18 protein-coding genes are annotated in these 18,939 nt (G+C 67.9%); 13 read left to right on the plus strand and 5 right to left on the minus strand.

Translation table 11 applies throughout. The features are described 5' to 3' along the window. From FKO37_RS15065 to FKO37_RS15085, 5 genes are read left to right on the plus strand one after another with little or no spacing between them, the layout of a single operon-like run. The gene (locus FKO37_RS15065; protein ID WP_037817917.1) at positions 1–1,116 is read left to right on the plus strand and encodes an ABC transporter substrate-binding protein; all 1,116 of its coding nucleotides are present in this window, start codon (positions 1–3) and stop codon (positions 1,114–1,116) included. Between the two features lie 38 nt (positions 1,117–1,154). Next, positions 1,155–2,315, plus strand: coding sequence for an ABC transporter ATP-binding protein (locus FKO37_RS15070; protein WP_238604722.1), 1,161 nt, complete (start codon positions 1,155–1,157; stop codon positions 2,313–2,315). 22 nt (positions 2,316–2,337) lie between these two features. Further along, positions 2,338–3,603 carry an amidohydrolase family protein gene (locus FKO37_RS15075; RefSeq protein ID WP_043836458.1) on the plus strand — a complete coding sequence of 422 codons (1,266 nt, stop codon included), beginning with the start codon at positions 2,338–2,340 and terminating at the stop codon, positions 3,601–3,603. Then, positions 3,603–3,887 carry a hypothetical protein gene (locus FKO37_RS15080; protein WP_238604723.1) on the plus strand — a complete coding sequence of 95 codons (285 nt, stop codon included), beginning with the start codon at positions 3,603–3,605 and terminating at the stop codon, positions 3,885–3,887. The genes FKO37_RS15075 and FKO37_RS15080 overlap by 1 nt, the downstream gene beginning before the upstream one ends. Then, entirely contained in the window at positions 3,884–4,261 is a 378-nt protein-coding gene (locus FKO37_RS15085; RefSeq protein WP_238604724.1) for a Rieske (2Fe-2S) protein, read from the plus strand. The genes FKO37_RS15080 and FKO37_RS15085 overlap by 4 nt, the downstream gene beginning before the upstream one ends. 283 nt (positions 4,262–4,544) lie before the next feature. Here the strand turns inward: FKO37_RS15085 and FKO37_RS15090 are convergent, their stop codons facing one another. After that, positions 4,545–5,126, minus strand: a complete 582-nt coding sequence (locus FKO37_RS15090) for a TetR/AcrR family transcriptional regulator (protein WP_037817921.1) — start codon at positions 5,124–5,126, stop codon at positions 4,545–4,547. A gap of 79 nt (positions 5,127–5,205) precedes the next feature. On the opposite strand from FKO37_RS15090, the gene FKO37_RS15095 reads away from it, so the two are divergent. Beyond that, the gene (locus FKO37_RS15095) at positions 5,206–6,603 is read left to right on the plus strand and encodes a cytochrome P450 (protein WP_238604725.1); all 1,398 of its coding nucleotides are present in this window, start codon (positions 5,206–5,208) and stop codon (positions 6,601–6,603) included. Here the strand turns inward: FKO37_RS15095 and FKO37_RS15100 are convergent. Then, on the minus strand, positions 6,586–8,049 hold the full coding sequence (locus tag FKO37_RS15100; RefSeq protein ID WP_199818014.1) for a SulP family inorganic anion transporter: 1,464 nt from the start codon (positions 8,047–8,049) through the stop codon (positions 6,586–6,588). The two genes, FKO37_RS15095 and FKO37_RS15100, sit on opposite strands and share 18 nt — an antisense overlap. A gap of 230 nt (positions 8,050–8,279) precedes the next feature. Between FKO37_RS15100 and FKO37_RS15105 the strand changes: the two genes are divergently transcribed. Genes FKO37_RS15105 through FKO37_RS15120 form a run of 4 tightly spaced genes read left to right on the plus strand, consistent with a single transcriptional unit; the run spans position 8,280 to position 11,009 of the window. Continuing rightward, entirely contained in the window at positions 8,280–8,864 is a 585-nt protein-coding gene (locus FKO37_RS15105) for a TetR/AcrR family transcriptional regulator (RefSeq protein WP_037817925.1), read from the plus strand. After that, on the plus strand, positions 8,861–10,060 hold the full coding sequence (locus FKO37_RS15110; protein ID WP_238604726.1) for an FAD-dependent monooxygenase: 1,200 nt from the start codon (positions 8,861–8,863) through the stop codon (positions 10,058–10,060). Before FKO37_RS15105 ends, FKO37_RS15110 begins: the two co-directional genes overlap by 4 nt. After that, positions 10,057–10,554, plus strand: coding sequence for a nitroreductase family deazaflavin-dependent oxidoreductase (locus FKO37_RS15115; RefSeq protein ID WP_238604727.1), 498 nt, complete (start codon positions 10,057–10,059; stop codon positions 10,552–10,554). The genes FKO37_RS15110 and FKO37_RS15115 overlap by 4 nt, the downstream gene beginning before the upstream one ends. Further along, the gene (locus FKO37_RS15120; RefSeq protein WP_238604728.1) at positions 10,554–11,009 is read left to right on the plus strand and encodes an NUDIX hydrolase; all 456 of its coding nucleotides are present in this window, start codon (positions 10,554–10,556) and stop codon (positions 11,007–11,009) included. Before FKO37_RS15115 ends, FKO37_RS15120 begins: the two co-directional genes overlap by 1 nt. 111 nt (positions 11,010–11,120) lie before the next feature. Here the strand turns inward: FKO37_RS15120 and FKO37_RS15125 are convergent, their stop codons facing one another. After that, positions 11,121–11,690, minus strand: coding sequence for a heme-binding protein (locus FKO37_RS15125; protein WP_238604729.1), 570 nt, complete (start codon positions 11,688–11,690; stop codon positions 11,121–11,123). Positions 11,691–11,875: 185 nt separating this feature from the next. On the opposite strand from FKO37_RS15125, the gene FKO37_RS15130 reads away from it, so the two are divergent. From FKO37_RS15130 to FKO37_RS15140, 3 genes are all read left to right on the plus strand, one after another. Continuing rightward, positions 11,876–12,994, plus strand: coding sequence for a sensor histidine kinase (locus FKO37_RS15130; protein ID WP_238604730.1), 1,119 nt, complete (start codon positions 11,876–11,878; stop codon positions 12,992–12,994). Next, positions 12,987–13,622 carry a response regulator transcription factor gene (locus tag FKO37_RS15135; RefSeq protein WP_043829723.1) on the plus strand — a complete coding sequence of 212 codons (636 nt, stop codon included), beginning with the start codon at positions 12,987–12,989 and terminating at the stop codon, positions 13,620–13,622. Before FKO37_RS15130 ends, FKO37_RS15135 begins: the two co-directional genes overlap by 8 nt. Positions 13,623–14,169: 547 nt before the next feature. Beyond that, positions 14,170–16,359, plus strand: coding sequence for a hypothetical protein (locus FKO37_RS15140; protein ID WP_238604731.1), 2,190 nt, complete (start codon positions 14,170–14,172; stop codon positions 16,357–16,359). Here the strand turns inward: FKO37_RS15140 and FKO37_RS15145 are convergent. Both FKO37_RS15145 and FKO37_RS15150 read right to left on the minus strand, forming a co-directional pair. Beyond that, on the minus strand, positions 16,334–17,914 hold the full coding sequence (locus FKO37_RS15145; RefSeq protein WP_238604732.1) for a hypothetical protein: 1,581 nt from the start codon (positions 17,912–17,914) through the stop codon (positions 16,334–16,336). The genes FKO37_RS15140 and FKO37_RS15145 overlap by 26 nt on opposite strands. Positions 17,915–18,068: 154 nt before the next feature. Beyond that, a complete protein-coding gene (locus FKO37_RS15150; RefSeq protein ID WP_238608268.1) occupies positions 18,069–18,938 on the minus strand; it encodes an SAM-dependent methyltransferase in 870 nt (289 codons plus the stop codon). Position 18,939: the final 1 nt, after the last annotated feature.

Raw genomic sequence — 18,939 nt, forward strand, 5'->3', positions numbered from 1 at the left:
ATGAAGTTCTCCCGCACGAAACTGCGCGCGCCAGCGCTGGCGCTCACCGCCGGGCTGCTCGTCTCGCTCACCGCCTGCGCGTCGGCGGGCGCGACCAAGTCGAGCACCCCGGTCGAGGTCCCCGGTGCGTCCGCGGCGGCCAACAAGTACATGAACGAGCTGTACGACAAGGCGTTCGCGGCCAACCACACCCAGCTCGTGCTGTACGGGCCCGGGGTGACCGCGAACCAGGCGATGAACGACGTGTTCACCAAGCGCTTCCCCGGGATCAAGCTGCTCCCGCAGGACCAGGCGGACGCGCAGATCCTCACCAAGCTCGACACCGAGGCGCAGAGCGGGAACCGGATCGCGGACATTTACGTCGGCGGCGAATCCCCGCAGGCGGCGGCGAAGCCGAACATCTGCACCACCGCGGACGTGCGCACCGCCGACCCCGGGTTCAAGATCCCGACCGACAACGACGGCCGGCTCACCTACTTCGCCTTGCGCTACTTCGGTTTCGTCTACAACACCGACCAGGTGCAGAAGCAGGACGCGCCGAAGAACTGGCACGACCTGCTCGACCCGAAGTGGAAGGGCAAGATCGCGGTCGGCGACATGACCGTGCCCGGCGGCATCCGGTACATCCTCGAATCGCTGATGCTGCCGGAGAACGAGAAGAAGTGGGGTCGCTCCTACCTGGAGAAGCTGGCCGCGCAGGACCTGCAGATATCTCAATCCGAGCCGATGGTGCCCACAGATGTCGCCAGCGGCCGGTTCCCGGTCGGCATCGCCGTGTACCAGGGCTACTTCGAGGCGCAGAAGAAGAAGGGCGCGCCGATCGACATGGTGTTCCCGCTGGAGGACGGCGGAAACTATATGGCGCGCTCGGCTCTGTGCCTGATCAAGAACGCGCCGCACGCTGAGGCCGCGCAGCTCTACGTCAACTGGCTGTACTCGCCGGAAGGCCAGAAAGCGCTGGCCGAGAAGGACAATTCCTACGGCCGCACGCCGACCGCGCCCGGTCCGCCGGGACTGCCGTCGCTCGACAAGCTGCCGCGGCTGCCGTTCTCGAACCCCGACCCCGCGTTCAACAAGCCGTACTTCGACTTCATCACCCAGGCGTTCAAGAAGTAGCGCCTCGCCTCCCGGCCGAAGAGAAAGCGCAGGTCACGATGACCGAGGTCCAGGTATCCGGACTCACCAAGAAGTACGGCGCGAAGGCGGCGCTGCACGAACTGGATCTGACGATCGAGTCGGGGCAGTTCGTGACGCTGCTCGGCCCCTCGGGCTGCGGCAAGACTACGACGTTGCGCTGTCTGGCCGGGCTGGAACGGCCGACCTCGGGCCGGATCGTCATGGGCGACCGGGTCGTGGTCGACACCGCGCGGCGCACGTTCGTGCCCGCGGACAAACGCCAGGTCGGCATGGTGTTCCAGAGCTATGCGCTGTGGCCGCACCTCAGCGTCACGGACAACGTCGCGTACCCGCTGAAGGTCGCGCGGATGCCCGGCCGGGAGCGTGCGCAGCGGGTCCAGGAAATGCTGGACGCGGTCGGTCTTTCCGACCTCGGGAAGCGTTCGGTCACCGCCCTGTCGGGCGGTCAGCAGCAGCGCGTGGCCCTCGCCCGTGCGCTGGCCGCCCGGCCGGGGATCATCTTCTACGACGAGCCGCTGTCCAATTTGGACAGCAAGCTGCGGTACCAGATGGGCCAGCAGGTGCGCTCGCTGCACAACCGGTTCGAGACGACGTCGGTCTACGTGACGCACGACCAGGAGGAAGCGATCACGCTGTCCGACCGGATCATCGTGATGAGCGAGGGCGTGATCGTCCAGTCCGGTACGCCGAGCGACCTGTACGACCGCCCGAATTCCGCGTATGTCGCGGATTTCATGGGCTTTCAGAACATCCTGCCCGGGACGGTCACCGGCGTGCACGGGAAGACCGCCGACGTGCGGGTCGACGACACTTCGCTGGTCTTCTCCGGGATCGCGACCGGCGAGGTTTCGATCGGGGACCGAGCCGACATCGCGTTCCGCGCGGCGCATGCCCGGCTGTCTCCGCAGGGTTCCGGGCCCGGTGCGTTCGGCGGAATTGTCGAGCGCACCACCTATCTCGGCAGTGCTGTCAACCTCCTCGTCCGCGCGGACGGGCTGCCCATGCGCGTGCGCACCGAAACGGCCGAACTGTCCGCGGAATCGGTCCCGACCGCCGGCGAGGAACACACTTTCGCGGTCAGCCCCGACCGCGCCGTCGTCATCCCGCACGAGAACGCGGCCCCCGCCGACGACGACTACCTGACCACGATGACCGATGCCGCCGTCGCGCCCCGCTGACGCCGGACGAAGGGAAGAATCCGTGCCCGATTTCTCCAGTCCTCGCTCCGACGGGCCGCGGATCCGGGAACTCGCCGAGATCGGCGGGCGCACCGACACCCGCGACGTCCTCGCCCACGCGACCAAACAGGCCGAGCGGGAGTACGACGACTACTTCATCGTCGATATCGACGCGCACGTCTCGGAAGACCATTTCTGGGGCGAGGTGCTGGAACTCATCGACAACGACGTGTGGCGCCAGATCGGCATGGACCAGTTCGGCAAGTTCGCGGGCAACAACGCGCTGCTGAACATTCAGCCGGGGATGTCCCACCAGAGCGTCGGCGGGCGGATCGGGCATCAGGGCCGCAAGGAGCCGCTTGACGGGGTGTCCGGGCATCCGTTCGTCGCCGCCGCCCGGCGCGGGATGGATGCGATGGGGCTGGACTACCAGGTGGTGTTCCCCAGCGCGATGTTGCTGCTGGGCATGCATCCGCAGGACGAGATCGAGGTCGTGCTCGGGCGCGCGTTCAACCGATGGCTGACCGAAGTCGTTCTGCCGCAGGACGATCGGCTCAAGGGGATGTTGTACCTGCCGTACAATACGCCGGAGGTCTGCGAGGAACTGGTCGAGAAGTATGCCGGTGATGACGGGATCATCGGGTACACGGTGTGTTCTACGCGCAACAATCCGGTGCATTCGGATGTTTACACGCGGTTGTACAAGCTTATCGAGGACAGCGGGAAGCCGCTCGCGTTCCATTCCGGGTATCACTGGGGAGATCCGTCGTTCGCCCAGTTGAACCGCTTCCTGTCGATGCATGCGTTGTCGTTCACGCATTACAACCAGATTCATGTGACCAACTGGATCATCAACGCGATGCCGGAACGGTTTCCGCGGCTGAAGATGGTGTGGGTGGAGAGCGGGCTGGCCTGGATTCCGTTCCTCATGCAGCGGCTTGACCACGAGGTGTTGATGCGGCCGAGTGAGGCTCCTGGGTTGACTCGGTTGCCCAGTGAGTACATGAAGGAGATGTGGTATACGAGTCAGCCGATGGAGCGTACCAGCATGGAGTTGCTGGAGGCGGGGATGAAGGCGTTCAACGCGGAAACTCAGTTGTTGTATTCTTCGGACTGGCCGCATTGGGATTGGGACGCGCCGTCTACGATTACGCGGTTGCCGTTTTTGTCTGAGCAGGCTAAGCGGAATATTCTGGGGTTGAATGCTGCTCGGGTGTTCAATCTTCCTACTGATCGGCGGAAGCCTGCTGCGAAGAGCGTGCTTCATGAGCGGCCTGGGGTTTCGTGATGACATCTGAACTTGCTTCGCTGGTATCTCGGCTGGGCTCGCTGACATCTGAGATCGCCTCGGGGGACCAGGCCGCGGCGGTCGCCGACGAAGAGATCGCTGAGTTGTTGTACGCGGCGGCTCGGTTGTTCTCTGCCAAGACGGATCGGGTGGGGAAGATTTCCTGGCCGGTTCGCGAGGACGCGTTGACGGCTACTGAGACCGTGGTTTTGGTTACTGCGTTGCTGGATGCCGCGGATGTGAATCTTTTCGATATGGCGATCTGGTATCGGAGGGCCGAATGAGCTCGGTGCGGCGGGACGTTGTTGTTGCCGGATTGGCGGATCTTCGGGTCCGGGGGCGGGTCGTGGTGGATGTCGACGGTCTGGAGGTCGGGGTTTACTTTCATGCTGGGGAGGTGCGGGCTTGGCAAAATGTGTGTCCGCATCAGGGCGGGCCGGTTTGCCAGGGGAAGATGATGCCGCGGACTGTTCAGCCGGTTCGGGAGGATCGGAAGAGTGCTGGGCCTGCGTTTCATCCGGCTGATCGGAATATTGTTTGTCCTTGGCATGGGTTTGAGTTTGATGTGTTGACTGGGCGGCATCCGGCGGATGGTTCGGTGCGGTTGAGGGCGGTTCCGGTTCGGGTGGTGGGGGATGAGGTTGTGGTTCGTATTTGATGTCTGCTTGGTGGGCGGCTCGTCGCCTGGCGGCGACATTGCGCCCTGAGTGGTTGCGTGGGCACCCCGATTTTTGATTGTCACTACGGCGCGGGGGTGCTTGTCAAGGCGGGAAAGATGCCTTGACAAGCACCCCCGCGCCGTGTTTTTGGCTTCGTATCGGGGGTGGGGGAGGTGTGGGTGCCTTGCTTTGGGTGCATCGGCTGCGGGGGCGAGCGGGGAGCGTGAGGGGGGCCTGAGGGTATCTGGGGCGGTGAGGGTGCCCTTCGCGCGCGTGCGTGCGTTAGATCGTGGTGGGGTCTACGTCTACTGCGGCGAAAAGGGTTCGCGCGCAGAGGTCTCGTAGCTCTTCGGTGCTGATCTTCGGTTCGTCCAGCCAGTCCAGGATTAGTGTTGCCACGAAAGAAAGCCATCCCCGCACCGCGAGTTGTGTCGTGGGGGTGACTGGGCGCAGTTGGCTCACGGCGGACAGGATGCGGTCCGCGTTCGCTGCCATTCCTGCTTCGCAGATTTCCCGGATTTCGCGGTCCGCGTCGCCTGCGCTGCGGTGCACGATGCGGTAGCCGTCGGGGTGGGTGCGGGCGAATTCCAGGTATACCTCCAGCCCGGCGCGCAACTGCTCGGCTACCGGCAGCGCCGGGTCGGGTTCGCTCATGGCCAGGAGCTGGTCTCGCTGGCCGCGCACGATTGCGGCGAAGAAGTCCTTTTTGGTGGGGAAGTAGTGGTACAGCAAACCGCGGGAGACGCCCGCGATTTCGGCTACCTCTTCGATCCACACCTCGTCGTACGGGCGGCCCGCGAACAGGCCTGCTCCGATGGTCAGCAGCTGTTCGCGGCGCTGTTCGGTGCTCAGGCGCGTCCGCATCTCCCCAGCTTACTTGACACCGGTTCAGTAGCGGGGGATGGTGACCCTATTGGATGTGGGTTCAGTAGGGAGCGAAACTGTGGACACCACCGCGATTCCGCATCGGCCGGGCCGGTTGCCGGTGCTCGGGGACCTGCTCGGGACCAATGTGCGCACGCCGTTGCAGAGCACCATGCGGGCCGGTGCGGGGCTCGGGCCGATTTTCACCCGGAAGTTCTTCGGTCTCGAGATCGTGTTCGCCTGCGGGATCGACCTGGTCACCGAGCTGAACGACGAGACAAGGTTCGGCAAGCACGTCGGGCTTGGCGTCGAACGGTTGCGCGGGGTCGTCGGCGACGGGCTGTTCACCGCGCACACGCGCGAGCCCAACTGGCGGCTGGCGCACGACATCCTGCAGCCCGCGTTCTCCGCCGAGGCGATGCGCCGCTACCACTCGATGATGCTCGACGTCGCTGGCGAGCTGACCGCGGCGTGGGACCGCGCGGACGGTCCGGTCGACGTCGCTGCCGACATGACCCGGCTGACGCTCGAGACGATCGGGCTCGCCGGGTTCGGGTACCGGTTCGGGTCGTTCGAGCGGGCCGAACCGCATCCGTTCGTCACCGCGATGATCCGTGCGTTGCGGTTCGCGCAGCTGGACAACGTCAAGCTTCCGTTCGTGCGGCGGGCGCTGGCCGGGTCGGCCGCGCAGAACCAGGCTGACATCGCGACGATGACGAACCTGGTCGACGAGGTCATCGAGAGCCGCCGCAGGGAAGGCGGCGAAGCGCGTGACCTGCTCGGTCTGATGCTCACCGACGGGCACCCGATGACCGGGGAGCGGCTCGACCCGGTGAACATTCGCAACCAGGCCATCACTTTCGTCGTCGTGGGGCACGAGACGACGTCGGGCGCGCTGTCGTTCGCGCTCTACTACCTGACGCGCCATCCGGAACTGCTGGCGAAGGCGCGCGCCGAAGTCGATGCGGTGTGGGGTGGTCGCGAACCGGCTTTCGGGGACGTCGCGAAGCTTCGGTACGTCCGCCGCGTGCTCGACGAGGCGATGCGGCTGTGGCCGACCGCGCCCGGCTATACCCGGGAAGCCCGGGAAGACCTGGTGCTGGGCGGAAAATACCCGATGCGCAAGGGCGATTCAGTCATCGTGCCGCTGCCGATGCTCCACCGCGATCCGACCGTCTGGGGGCCGGATCCGGAGAAGTTCGATCCGGACCGCTTCGAGCCGGCGGCGGTGCGGAAGCGTCCGGCTCAGGCGTACAAACCGTTCGGCACCGGGGAACGCGCGTGCATCGGCCGCCAGTTCGCGCTGCACGAAGCGGTGCTGGCGCTGGGGGTCATGCTGCAGCGCTACGACTTCGAGGCAGACCCGGCGTACGAGCTGAAGATCGTGGAATCGCTGACGCTGAAGCCAAACGGGTTCACCCTCCGGCCGCGGATCCGGGAACGGGCAGCCGGGCTGACCTCAGCTGCTGCCCGCTAGTTCCCCGGACAGGGTCTCGTGCATCGCCGCGCTGTGTTTGTTCAGTCCGACGATCTCGACGGTTTTCCCGCGGGCCTCGTACTTCGTCGTGATGGCGTCGAGCGCGGCCACGGTCGAGGCGTCCCAGATGTGCGCGGCCGATAGGTCGACGACCACGCGCTCCGGGTCGTCGGCGTAGTCGAACTGGTAGACCAAGTCGTTGCTGGACGCGAAAAACAGCGCCCCGGTGACGGTGTACCGGACGCTGCCGGGCTCGCGCACCGCGGTCACCTCGACCAGGTGCGCGACCCGGCGCGCGAAGATCACCATCGCGGTGATCGACCCGACCACGACCCCGATCGCGAGGTTGCTGGTCGCCACCACGATGCCCACGGTCACCGCCATCACCGCGACCTCGCCGACCGGCATCCGCTTCAGCGTCTTGGGCGCGATCGAATGCCAGTCGAAGGTGCCGAACGCGACCAGCACCATCACCGCGACCAGCGCGGCCATCGGGATCCGCGACACGACCGGCCCGAACACCAGGCACAGCACCATCAGGAACGCCCCGGCGAGGAACGTCGACAGCCGCGTCCGGCTGCCCGCGACCTTGACGTTGATCATGGTCTGGCCGATCATCGCGCAGCCGCCCATGCCGCCGAAAATCCCGGTGACGACGTTGGCGACGCCCTGCCCGACCGCTTCCCGCGTCTTGTTCGAATGCGAGTCCGTGATGTCGTCGACCAGTTTGGCGGTCATCAGCGATTCCATCAGCCCGACCAGGGCGAACGCCAGCGCGTACGGCGCGATCAGGCCGAGCGTGCCGAAGGTGAACGGCACGTCCGGGATCCCCGGCACCGGCAGCGCCGAGGGCAGCGCGCCCTTGTCGCCGACGGTCGGCACGGCGATTCCGGCCGCGATCGTCAGCGCGGTGAGCACCGCGATCGACACCAGCGGCGCGGGCACGGCCTTGGTGAGCCGCGGGAAGAACACCATGACCGCGAGACCGCCGGCGAACAGCGGATACACCGGCCACGGCACGTCGATCAGCTCCGGCACCTGCGCCAGGAAGATGAGGATCGCCAGCGCGTTCACGAAGCCGACCATCACGCTGCGCGGCACGAACCGCATCAGCCGCGCGACGCCGAGCGAGCCGAGCACGATCTGGAACAGCCCGCCCAGCACCACCGTCGCGACGAGGTAGCCGAACCCGTGTTCCCTCGCCAGCGGCGCGACCACCAGGGCGATCGCCCCGGTCGCCGCGGAGATCATCGCCGGACGGCCGCCGACGAACGAGATCACCACCGCCATGGTGAACGACGCGCACAGGCCCACGCGCGGATCGACCCCGGCGATCACGGAGAACGAGATCGCCTCCGGGATCAGCGCGAGCGCGACGACCAGCCCGCCGAGGATTTCGGTGCGCGCGACCCGCGGCGACAGCCATGCCGGACGTCGAATGGACACAGTGGACAGTGACGAGGGCACGGTGGATTACCTGTCGGTTTCGGGGGCGGGCAGAAAGAGCCGTTTCCGACGGTAGCGGACCGATCGGACAGGGCCGCCGTCTCCCGCTTTCAGGTGAGTTGTGGGTCACCTCGCTTCCCGGCCGCGGGAGACCGCGCTACGATCAGGGCAGTCGTTCAGGACGATCGCCCTGAACGACTGCCCAGGACGATCGACCAGGAGAAATGCGGATGACTTCACCGGCAGCGGCACGAGGGCGGGACGTGCGGCAACGGTTGCTGGCAGCGGCGACGGAGCTGGTGCCCGAACGCGGCTGGGCAGCGGTGAGCACCCGCGTGCTGGCGGACCGGGCGGGGGTGACGCCGAGCGTGGTGCACTACCACTTCCCGTCGCTGCAGGCGTTGCTCCGCGAGGCGGTCCTGGACGCGATGCGCGAGGTGCTGGAGAGCGTCGGACCGGCGCTGGCCGCGACGCAGAACCCGGCTGACCTGGTGTCCGCGCTGTTCGGGTCGGTCGAGCCGTACAGCGGGGTGGACCCGCTGTCGGTGCTGTTCATCGAGGCGTATCTGGCGGCACGGCGCGACGACGAACTGCGGGACCAGATCGGGGGACTGCTCCTGGCGTTCCGCGCGCAGGTCAGCAGCTGGCTGGCCGAACGCGGCGTCCCCGATCCGGAGGCGACCACGGAGGTGCTGGTGGCGACCGTCGACGGCTTGCTGCTGCACCGCGGGCTCGCCCCCGGCGGAGACCCGGCGGCGGTCACCGCCGTCCTGCGCGGGCTGGTCACGCAACCTCAGGGAGGGGAAATGCGATGAGAATCCTGGTCTGCGGCGCCGGTATCACCGGGCTGGCCGCGGCGAACCGGCTGTCGGAGCTGGGCAACGAGGTCACGCTGGTGGAGCGGGCGCCCGGGCCGCGTCCGCAGGGCTACATGATCGACTTCTTCGGTCCCGGCTACGACGCGGCCGAAGCGATGGGAGCGTTGCCCGCCATCAAGGAGGCGGCGTATCCGATTTCCGAAGCGATTCTCCTCGACGCACAAGGAAAGCGTCGGTCCGATATTCAATTCGGCCAGTTCGCGCGCACCGTCGGCGGCCGGTTGCTGAGCGTCCTGCGGCCGGATCTGGAGCAGGCCTTGCGCACGTCGCTGCCCGCGGCGGTCGAGCTTCGGTACGACAGCGGGGTGGTCGCTGTCGAGGACGACGGCGACCGGGTCGCAGCGACGCTCTCGGATGGTTCCGTGCTCGAAGCCGACCTGCTGGTGGGCGCTGACGGGATCCATTCGACGGTCCGGCGGCTGGTGTTCGGCGAGGAATCGCGGTTCTTGCGCTACCTCGGCTTTCACACCGCGGCGTTCCTGTTCAAGTCCCCCGAGATCCACGCCGTGGCAAACGGACGGTTCTGCCTCACCGACACCGTCGGCAGGCAGATGGGTTTCTACGGCTTGCGCGCGGGAACGGTCGCCGCCTTCGCGGTCCACCGCACGCCCGATCCCGCCCTGCCCGGCGACGTCCGGGAGTCGCTGCTGGACACCTATGGCTCGCTGGGCTGGATGGTGCCGGAAGCGTTGCGGCACTGCCCGCCGTCCGGGGAAATCTATTACGACCAGGTCGCCCAGATTGAGATGCCAACGTGGCGCAAGGGCCGCGTCACGCTGGTCGGGGACGCGGCGTACGCGGTGTCGCTGCTGGCCGGACAGGGTGCGTCGCTCGGGATCGCGGGCGCGTACGTGCTGGCCGATCAGCTGCACCGGGCGTCGTCGATCGCCGAAGGGCTGGCGGAATACGAGCGGCTGTGGCGTCCCGTCGCGGCCGACAAACAGCAATTGGCCCGCAACGGCGCACGATGGTTCCTTCCGGACAACAAACCGCAGCTCTACTTGCGTCGGCTCGCGCTCAAACTGGCCCGGTTGCCGGGAATTGACCGAGTCGTGGCCGGGAGTTTGACCGGGAAGTCCACCGCGCTCATCACGAACCTGCACCATTCGGCAAGGGAAGGAGTCCGACCGTGAAACCGATCGCGCGCACGGTCTTCAAGGCGCCGGCGAAGCTGTACGACCGCGACCTGGGATGGTTGCTGGGCAAGCGGTTCCTGTGCCTCACGCACGTCGGCCGCAAGTCCGGCCGCGAGTACCGGACGGTCCTGGAGGTGATCGGCCTCCGTCCCCTCTCCGACGAGGTGCTGGCCATCGCGGGATTGGGCCCGTCCTCGGACTGGTACCGCAACATCCAGGCGGCCCCCGCGGCGGAGGTCGCGATCGGCCGCCGGAAGTTCGTCCCCGCGTACCGCGTCCTCGACGAAGCCGAAGCCGCCGACGCGATCGCCGACTACGAACGCCGAAACCTGCTGCTGCGCCCGGTTTTGCATCCCGTGCTGAGCAAACTGCTGGGCTGGCGCTACGACGGCTCCGACGCGGCGCGGCACCGGATGGTCCAGCAACTGCCGATCGTCGCCTTCCGTCCCCGCGACGGAGCTGAACCCGACCAAGAAGGTACTGACCGCTGATGAACTACATCGCCGAACTGCGCGCACTAGTCGGCACCCGGCCGCTGATCCTGCCCGGCACGTCCGTGCTGATCGCCGACGAGCGCGGCAGGCTGCTGCTGGTGTTCCGCGAGGAAAGCCAGGACTGGGGGCTGCCCGGCGGATTCCTCGACCCCGGAGAGTCCTACGAGGACGCGGGCCGCCGCGAGGTGCGCGAGGAAATCGGCCTGGCGGTGCGGGACCTCGAACTGTTCGGCGTCTATTCCGGACCGGAGTACTTCTACCGGTACCCGCACGGCGACGAGGTCCACAACGTCACCGCCGCGTTCACCGCGACCGTCGAGAACACCGAGGTCACCATGGACGGCACGGAGATCACCGGCTACGAGTTCTTCGAGCTGGACCGGTTTCCGGACGACATCATCGCGCCGGAGAGGCCGATCGTCGAGGATTACGTGAAGCGGTTCGGCGGCTGACCTGGCTTGGTCGGTGGGGCGCATCGTGCTCAGCGGACCCGATTGGCCGCCGGGCCCGGTGGGCCTCGCCGCAGCCGACGAGGCGCACCGGATCAGCGCCGGGCTCGCAGCTTACTTGCCGAGCGCGTCCACCCCGGCCTGGGCGAAGGTCTCGTCCTGCGCACCCGACGGCGCGCCTGCCACGCCGACCGCCGCGATCGGGGCGTTGTTCGCGTCCACCGGGACCGCTCCGGCGAGGAACAGGGTGCCCTTGATGTCCTTTAGGGTCGGGGCCTGCTGCAGCCGGCCGGTCAGTTCCGAGGTCTTGGCGTTCCACACGACCGCGGTGAACGCCTTCTCCTCCGCCGACGAGTACGACTGCGGGCCGGCGCCGTCGCCGCGCAGGGTCACGATGGTGTTGCCGTCGCGGTCGACCACCGCGACCGACACCTTCTGGCCCGCTTTCTCGGCGGCGTCGAGCGCGGCTTGCGCGGCCTTCTGCGCGGCGGCGATCGACAGGTGCGTGGTCTGGACCAGCCCCTTCGGCGCGGCCTGGGCGGGAGCGGCGGCGGCCGCGGCGTTGGCGGCGGGGGCGGCCGGGGTGGCGGCGTTGGCGGCCAGCGCGCCGGTCGTGGCGGCTCCGATCACGGCGAGCCCGCCGACGACGGTGGCGACGCGGGTCTTGGCGGTGAAGTTCTTCATCGGGTGCTCCTTGGCTTGTCCGGCTTGATGGATTCATCGTGCGTCCGGGACCGCCTTCACCGGATCGGAGTCTCGGCTCGCCTCGCGGCGCGGAACGGCCGACACTCGGGTCATCCGATCGGCTGATGCCGACCGGGTTCGCACAGGTCAGGCTCGATGTGGGACCGGAAAAACGGAGGGCGGCGATGACCGATCGGGACGCGCGGTGGCTCGCCGCGACCATGCACACGGCGTTCTTCCTGCTGCTGGTCGCGTCGATCGTGCGCTTCCTCGACCACCACCACGGCGAACCGGCCGCGCCCTGGGTGATCGCGCTGACCGGTTGCCTGGCGGCGGTCTACGCGGTCGGCCTGGTGCTGCGGGTCACCGGGCCCGAGCAGGTCACCGTGCCGTATCTCGGCTGGCTGGCCGTCGTGACCGTGCTGTGGGTGGTGCTGGTGCTGCTCGCGCCGAGCTTCGCGTGGTGCGCGGTCCCGCTGTTCGTCACCGGCCTGCGCACGCTGCCGACCGGACCGGCGTTAGTGCTGGTCACGCTGGTAACGGCGCTCGTGGTGATCTCGCAGAACCGGCTCTCGACCGGCTTCGACCCGAACCTGACGATCGTGCCGGTGGCCGTCGCCGCGGTGACTGCCGCGGTGATCACGTACCTGCGGCGGCAGGCGGTGCGGTTGCGGGAAACCGAGCGCCGCGCGGGGATGCTGGACGAACGCCAACGGCTGTCGCGCGAGATCCACGACGCGCTCGCGCAAGGTCTGTCCAGCCAGGCGATGCTGCTGCAGGCGGCCGACCGCGCGTGGGCTGATCCCGACCTGGCTCGCGAGCATTTGCATGCGGCACAACAGATCGGCACGCGAAACCTGGCCGAAGCCCGCGGTCTCGTCCAGGACCTCGCCCCTGCCGACCTCGACGGGCACTCGGTCGAGGAAGCCCTCCGGAACGTCGCCGAACGCGAACCGCAGCCGGTGCGCGTCCAGGTCGACGGGCCCGCCCGGCCGCTGCCCAGCCGGGTGCAGTCCACTTTGGTGCGGATCGCGCAGGGCGCGCTGGCCAACGCACGCGAACACGCCAACGCGTCGGGAGTGGCGCTCACTCTCACCTACCTAGACGATGAGGTCGTGCTGGACATCACCGACGACGGCCGCGGTTTCGACCCGTCCGCCCCGAGCGCCGACGGCCGCGGCCACGGCCTGCCCGCCATGCGCGCGCGGGCAACGCAGCTCGGCGGCCGGTTGACCGTCGAATCCGCGCCCGGGCAGGGCACCGCCATCTCGGCCGCGATTCCGTTGGGACCAAGCCATGTCTGACGACCAGCTCATCCGCGTCGTGCTGTGCGACGACCACGCCATGGTCCGCGCCGGCCTGCGTGCGTTGCTGGCCGGTGCGGGCGGGATCGAGGTCATCGGCGAGGCCGCGACTGGGCAGGAGGCGATCAATCTCGCTGCTGCGTTGCGGCCGGATGTCGTGTTGATGGATTTGCAGCTGGGTGACGGGATGGACGGGGTGGAGGCTATTCGGCGTATTCGTGCTGTTGCTGAGCCGCCTCGGGTTTTGGTGTTGACTACTTATGACACTGACGCTGATATTACTCGGTCTATTGCGGCTGGGGCTACGGGGTATTTGCTGAAGGCTGAGTCCGCGGACGAACTGTACGCGGCGATTCGGGCGGCTGCGGCTGGGCGGACTGCGTTGTCGGCGCCGGTGGCGGATCGGATGATGGCGCAGTTGCGCGCGCCTCGGCCTGCGTTGACTGATCGGGAGCGGGATATTCTCGAACAGTTGGCGCAGGGGGTGGGGAATCGGGAGATCGCTCGGCGGTTGTTTATCAGCGAGGCTACGGTTAAGACGCATTTGGGGCGGATTTATGAGAAGTTGGGGGTGGATACTCGGGCTGGGGCTGTTGCTGTGGCTAAGGAGCAGCGGTTGCTTTCTTGATAACCGTGGTTGCGTGGGGCACCCCGAAGCTTGATTGTGCTGACGGGCGGCGGGTGCTTGTCAAGGCAGGAAAGATGCCTTGACAAGCACCCGCCGCCCGCAGGGAGGCTTCGTATCGGGGTGCGGGGGAGGGGCTGGGTGCCTCGATGGTTGGGTGCATTGGCTGCGGGGGCGGGCTGGGTGCCTCTATCGCGGGTGCATCGGCTGCGGTTTGGGTGGTGGCTAGCGCCCCAATGTGGCATTGGGTGCGTCGGATGCACCCAATGTGGCGTTCGGTGCGTGGGATGCACCCAATGCCGCATTGGGGCGGCAATCCCGATGGCGAGCCGGGCGGGGGTGGTCCGTGAAGGGCTCCTTGAGGGAATCTAAGTCCGTGAAGGAGCCCTTCACGGCGCGCGGGGAGGTGCGTGAGGGGAACCCTGAGGGAATCAGAGTCAATGAGGGCGGCCCTCACGTACTGGCTGGCGCGGGGAGTGTGACGTGGGGTGACGTGCACACCGCGCACTGCTAGCGTGGTTTCGCGCGTACCAGGAACTAGGGGTGGGGCTTGATCGACGCGGTTGCGGTGTTTTCCAGCGAGGCGGCAAAACTGCTGGCCACCGCCTTGGTCGGGCGGGTCGACAAGGGGCTGGGGCAGCTGGCGGGCATCGCCAGGGCCAAGTTCGGGGCGAAGTTCGGGTCCGGGCCGGTTTCTGTGGCGGAGCTTCGCGGGCAGGTGTTGGCCGCTTGTCAGGACGATCCTGGGTTTTGTGCTGAGCTGATGGAAGCCGTCGCGGTGTTGAATGCTGCGGGGCAGCGGCCGCCCGTCGTTGAGGGTATTGAGCGGTTTTTCAATCATGCCGAGCATCTTCGGGAGCCGCGCGAATCCGGGGTTTGTCTTATTTACGGGGCGGTCGGGTCCGGGAAGACCGAGCTTGCCCGGCAGATCGCGGGGCTCGTGCGGGATCGGTTCCCTGGCGGCTGGATCGAGATCGACGTCGCGGAATCGCGTACTGGCGCGGTCGTCGATCTGGCGCTCGTCAAACGGCAGGCGCTGCTGAAGCTGGGCATTCCCAGCGGCGAGATCGCGGCCGACGACGCTGGTCTGGACCAGCAGTTCGGCTCCGTGCTGGCGACCCGGTTGTTCACCGTCATTCTCGACAACGTCGGTTCGGCGCGCGAGGTCGAGCTGTTCCGTCCGTTCCGGATGAATCTCGTGCTCGCGACCTCCTCCGCTCGCACCCGCGACCTCGACGCGCTCGATCCGGCGCCGATTCTGTTGGGCGGCCTCGAGAACGAGGGTGCGCGGGAAATGCTTGCCTACTATTGCGGCGCGGTCCGGCTTGACGCGGAACCCGACGCGACCGACGCGCTGCTGGAGATGTCCGGCCGGATGCCGTCCGCGATTCGTGAAGTGGGCTTGAGCCTTGCGCGGCACAGTGGCGAGCCGTATCCGGTCAGCGGGCTCCTCGCGCGCTACCAGGCGAACGGGATCGTGGACGCTGAGGGCGTCATCAACGACTCGCTGGAACAGGCTTTCGCGAGGCTCGCGCCGGAAACGGCCGAGGCGGTCGCGTTGTTGTCCGGGTTTCCCGGGCACTGGTTTACCCGGGAAACCGCGGTCGCTTACCTCGGGATGCTGGACGACGTGTTCGACGCGGTTGTCAGCGCGATGCTGACTGAGCAGGTCGGCGGCTGGCATCGGCTCACCGCGCTGGTATCTCAGTACGCGGCGAAGCTTCCCGCGGATCGCGACGCGGCGTTTCTCCGGCTGTTGAGCCATGTCCGGGATCGAACGGTCGCCGCGGATCTCGCGGGGGACGCCGGGCGGTTGCGCGAATACGTCGTTCCGCCCGGTCTGTCGTGGACGCTCCCCGAGGACCGGCTCGACTGGCTGCACCGGCATCTGGGGCTCATCACCGAGGTGGTGCGCGCCGCGGCTCGGCGGGGGAAGCACGTGGAGGTGTGCCAGCTCGCCGGTGCGTTGGAAGTGCTGATCACCCGGCGCTGGCTATGGCGCGAGTACGCCGAGATCAGCGACCTCGCGGTCCGCGCGGCGGCGGCCTTGGCCGGTGGCGAGCCACAGGCGCTTTACGCGCGGACCTTGTCCATGCGGGCCAAAACCTGTTTCCTGGCAAGGGCTTTCGACACCGCAGACGCCGATCTCCGTCTGGCGTGGGAGTTGGCTGAGGCCGTCAACATCCGTCCGGCGCGGCGGGAGCGGCTGCAATCATCGGTGGCTGAGTTCCGGGCGCGGTTCTTCGAGGAACAGGCCGACGCGCGTCCGGCGGAGCGCGCCAGTTTGCTCGCTGAAGCCGAGGTCTGGCTCCGGAAGGCCATCGCGCTCGACCAGCATCTCGAACACGGCTACGCGCTCGGCATTCACCATCGGATGCTCGCTTCGGTCCTGGTCAAGGCCGGACGCCCGGCGGAAGCGATGGCCGAGATCGAGAGCGGCCGTCAGCACGCGACCGGTGCCAACCTCAGCCGGCTGGACATGGTGGCTGCGCGGGCGTTCCTCGCGCTGGGCGACCTGGTGCGCGCCCGGGAGTGCTGGAGCCGTGCCCGCGCGGAGCTGAAATCCACTGGTGCGGACCAATACCAGTGGGAAGTCCGGGAAATCGAGGCGCGCATCCTTGCCGCGGAAGGCCGGCCGGAGGCTGCGCGGACGGCGTGGGGACAGTTGATCGGCGACGCCTGGAAGCTCGGTCATCCCCGGACGAACGAGTACATCACCGAATTCGAATCGCTACGTTGACCCGGTTCCGGCCGAAGTCGAGTTCGGTCCGTCCTAAGTAGAGCATCGACACTGCCGCCAGCGGGTCGACCTGCCGGGAGTCCGGGACCAGTTCGTAACGGCGGCCGCTGCGATCCGCGGCGAGGCAACGGTCTTCGAGTCGGGCGGCAGCGAATTGTGCGTCCGGCCACTGCTTGAGGACGGCGGCAGCCCAGTCGGGGAAGTCGACTTCGGCGTCGTCGGTGAACACGATGGCGGCTGCCGACAGTTCGCGCAGCGACGCGCGGGTGTGGTGCGCGATCACGTGCAGATGGTGCAGTTGCTGCGGCACTTCGGTCGCGGGCAGCCGGACCAGCACATCTGTCGACCCGTGCTCGCGGATGCCGGCGATGAACGCGACCGGTTCCGTTCGGGTCGGTGAGGTGACCGGGTAGCTGGTGAATTCCGCGGGGCCGCTCGGCTCCGGCAGCTTCATCAAGCGGTAGCACGCGGCACGCAACAGCTCAGCCGACCGTCCGGGGACCGCGACCGCTTGCTTGGCAACAGGTTCGTAGCTGCCCGGGACATGCCGGTCGATCGCGTCGTCGATCTGCGCGGCCAGCGGACCGTCGGCGGCAAGCGGGTCCGTGCGCGCGGCCAGCATCGCGGCGGGAGAACCGGGAACTGTTGCCGGAGAAGGACTTCCGGCCATCAGCATCGGCCGATCCAGCGCGGCGGCGTAGAGCGACACAGAACTTTCGTCCCCGATCACGCACGAGGACGCGGTCACCGCGGCCTGCCAGCCGGTTTCGGACGGGATCACCAGCAGCCCAGCCTGTTTCGCCTCGGCGAGCCACGCGTCAAGCTGCCACGAGCTGTGCGCCGCCGCGATGCCGGGATGCAGGATCGCGCACACCGTGGTGGTGTCGACCGGCAGTTCGGCGACGAGCCGGAGCGGAAGGTCGGGACGCTGTCCGAGAACCGACGACGGACCCCAGGTGGACGCGATCGTCACGAGCCGCTTGCCCCGTCCGGCCAGCGCCGCGCGGTACTCGGCCGCCCGGTGCGCCCCGGCCACGAGCCGGTCGAGACACGGATCGCCGACGACCTCCGCGCGCTCGGCCGCCTCCGGGCTCGCCGCGCGGAGCTGGTCGCGCTGCTCGGCGTGCGCGACGGCGATCAGCGCCGGGACGACCCTGCCGTCGTGCACGAGCCGTTCCGGGTTGAGCCCGGCGACGACCGAACTGCCGGGGTAGTACTTCTGGTGGCCGATCCCGTGCGGCAGCAGGACGACCGGGGCGCGCAGCAGGTGAAGATCGTCGTTTTCGCTGGCCGCGATCGCGAGGTCGAACTCGGTCGTGATCGCCTGCTGCCACGGGACCACCGCGGCGCCCAGCTGTTCCAGCAGCCGGGGCACGCCTGCCCCGAGGATGGCCGGACGCTCGCGGTCGAAGGTGAAAACGGTCTGGACGCGGTGGTCGCCGCTGAAGAGCGTGAGCACGTCGAGCAACCGGTTGAGCGTCGTCACGGTCCGCACCACCACCAGGACCCGGCGCTCGAAACCGACGGTCAACCAGTGGTCAAACCCAGGATCCACGGGCACTCTCCGTGAAAAAAGTCCGGGGGGGGGGGTAGGTATTTGCCATCAGACCGCGCACATCACCTGGCGAAACACTGGTGAAGCCTACCTGCCGCGCCCGGCCGCTCGCGGGAGTGCCCGCGACCACCGGCCGTGGTCGCGGGCGCCGCGCTCACTCCTTGCGGGCCACCCCGGCGAGCAGCAGCGACTCGTTCGCCGCGTCGAGCGGGATGGTCCGGTCGTCCGGGCCGGCTTCCTCCGGATGCCACAGCGGGGTCCAGGTGACGCCGGGCTCGAGCAGGGTGAAGTCCCCGAACAGCGCGGTGATCTCGGCGCGGTCGCGGTAGATGAGGTCGGTGCCCGCGGCGGCGTAACGCTGTTTGGCGTCGGCCAGCAGTTGCTCGCAGTGCGGCGGGACGCCCTCGTCGGTGACGTGCGACAGCGCCAGATACGACCCCGGGACGAGGAGTTCGCGGTACTCGGCGGCGACGCTGGGGCCGAGGTCCGCGGTGCTTTCGCTGCCGGGCACGGGTGGCTGCTCGATGTGCAGGACGCAGATGAGCAGCAGAGCGATCGGCTGGTCGAGGTCGATGACGCCCGATCCGGCGAGCAGGGACCACAGCCGTCGCGGGTCGCGCAGGTCCGCGTGCAGGGCGACGTGCCGGGCCGGGTCGCCCTTTTCGCGCAGCAGGCTGGTGGAATGCGCGACGGCGACCGGTTCGCAGTCGACGTACGCGACCTTCACCTCGCCCGGCGCGATCTGCTCGGCGATTTCGTGCGCGTGCCCCATCGTGGGGACGCCGGATCCGAGGTCGACGATCTGCCGGATTCCGGCGCGCACCAGATGCCGGACCACGCGGTGCAGAAATCGGCGGTTGGCCTGGGCGATCGGGCGCACCGTCGGATAATCGCGCAGCATCCGCCCGGCGAACTGCCGGTCGATTTCCCAATTCGCGGATCCGCCGAGGTAATAGTCGTAGACCCGCGCCACGCTGGGACGGCTGAGATCGATCCCCGGCGGCGGAAAGGACTCGTGCTCCAGG

Origin of the sequence: Amycolatopsis sp. Poz14 (assembly GCF_006704225.1) — a bacterium.
GTDB classification, from domain to species: Bacteria; Actinomycetota; Actinomycetes; order Mycobacteriales; family Pseudonocardiaceae; genus Amycolatopsis; species Amycolatopsis nivea.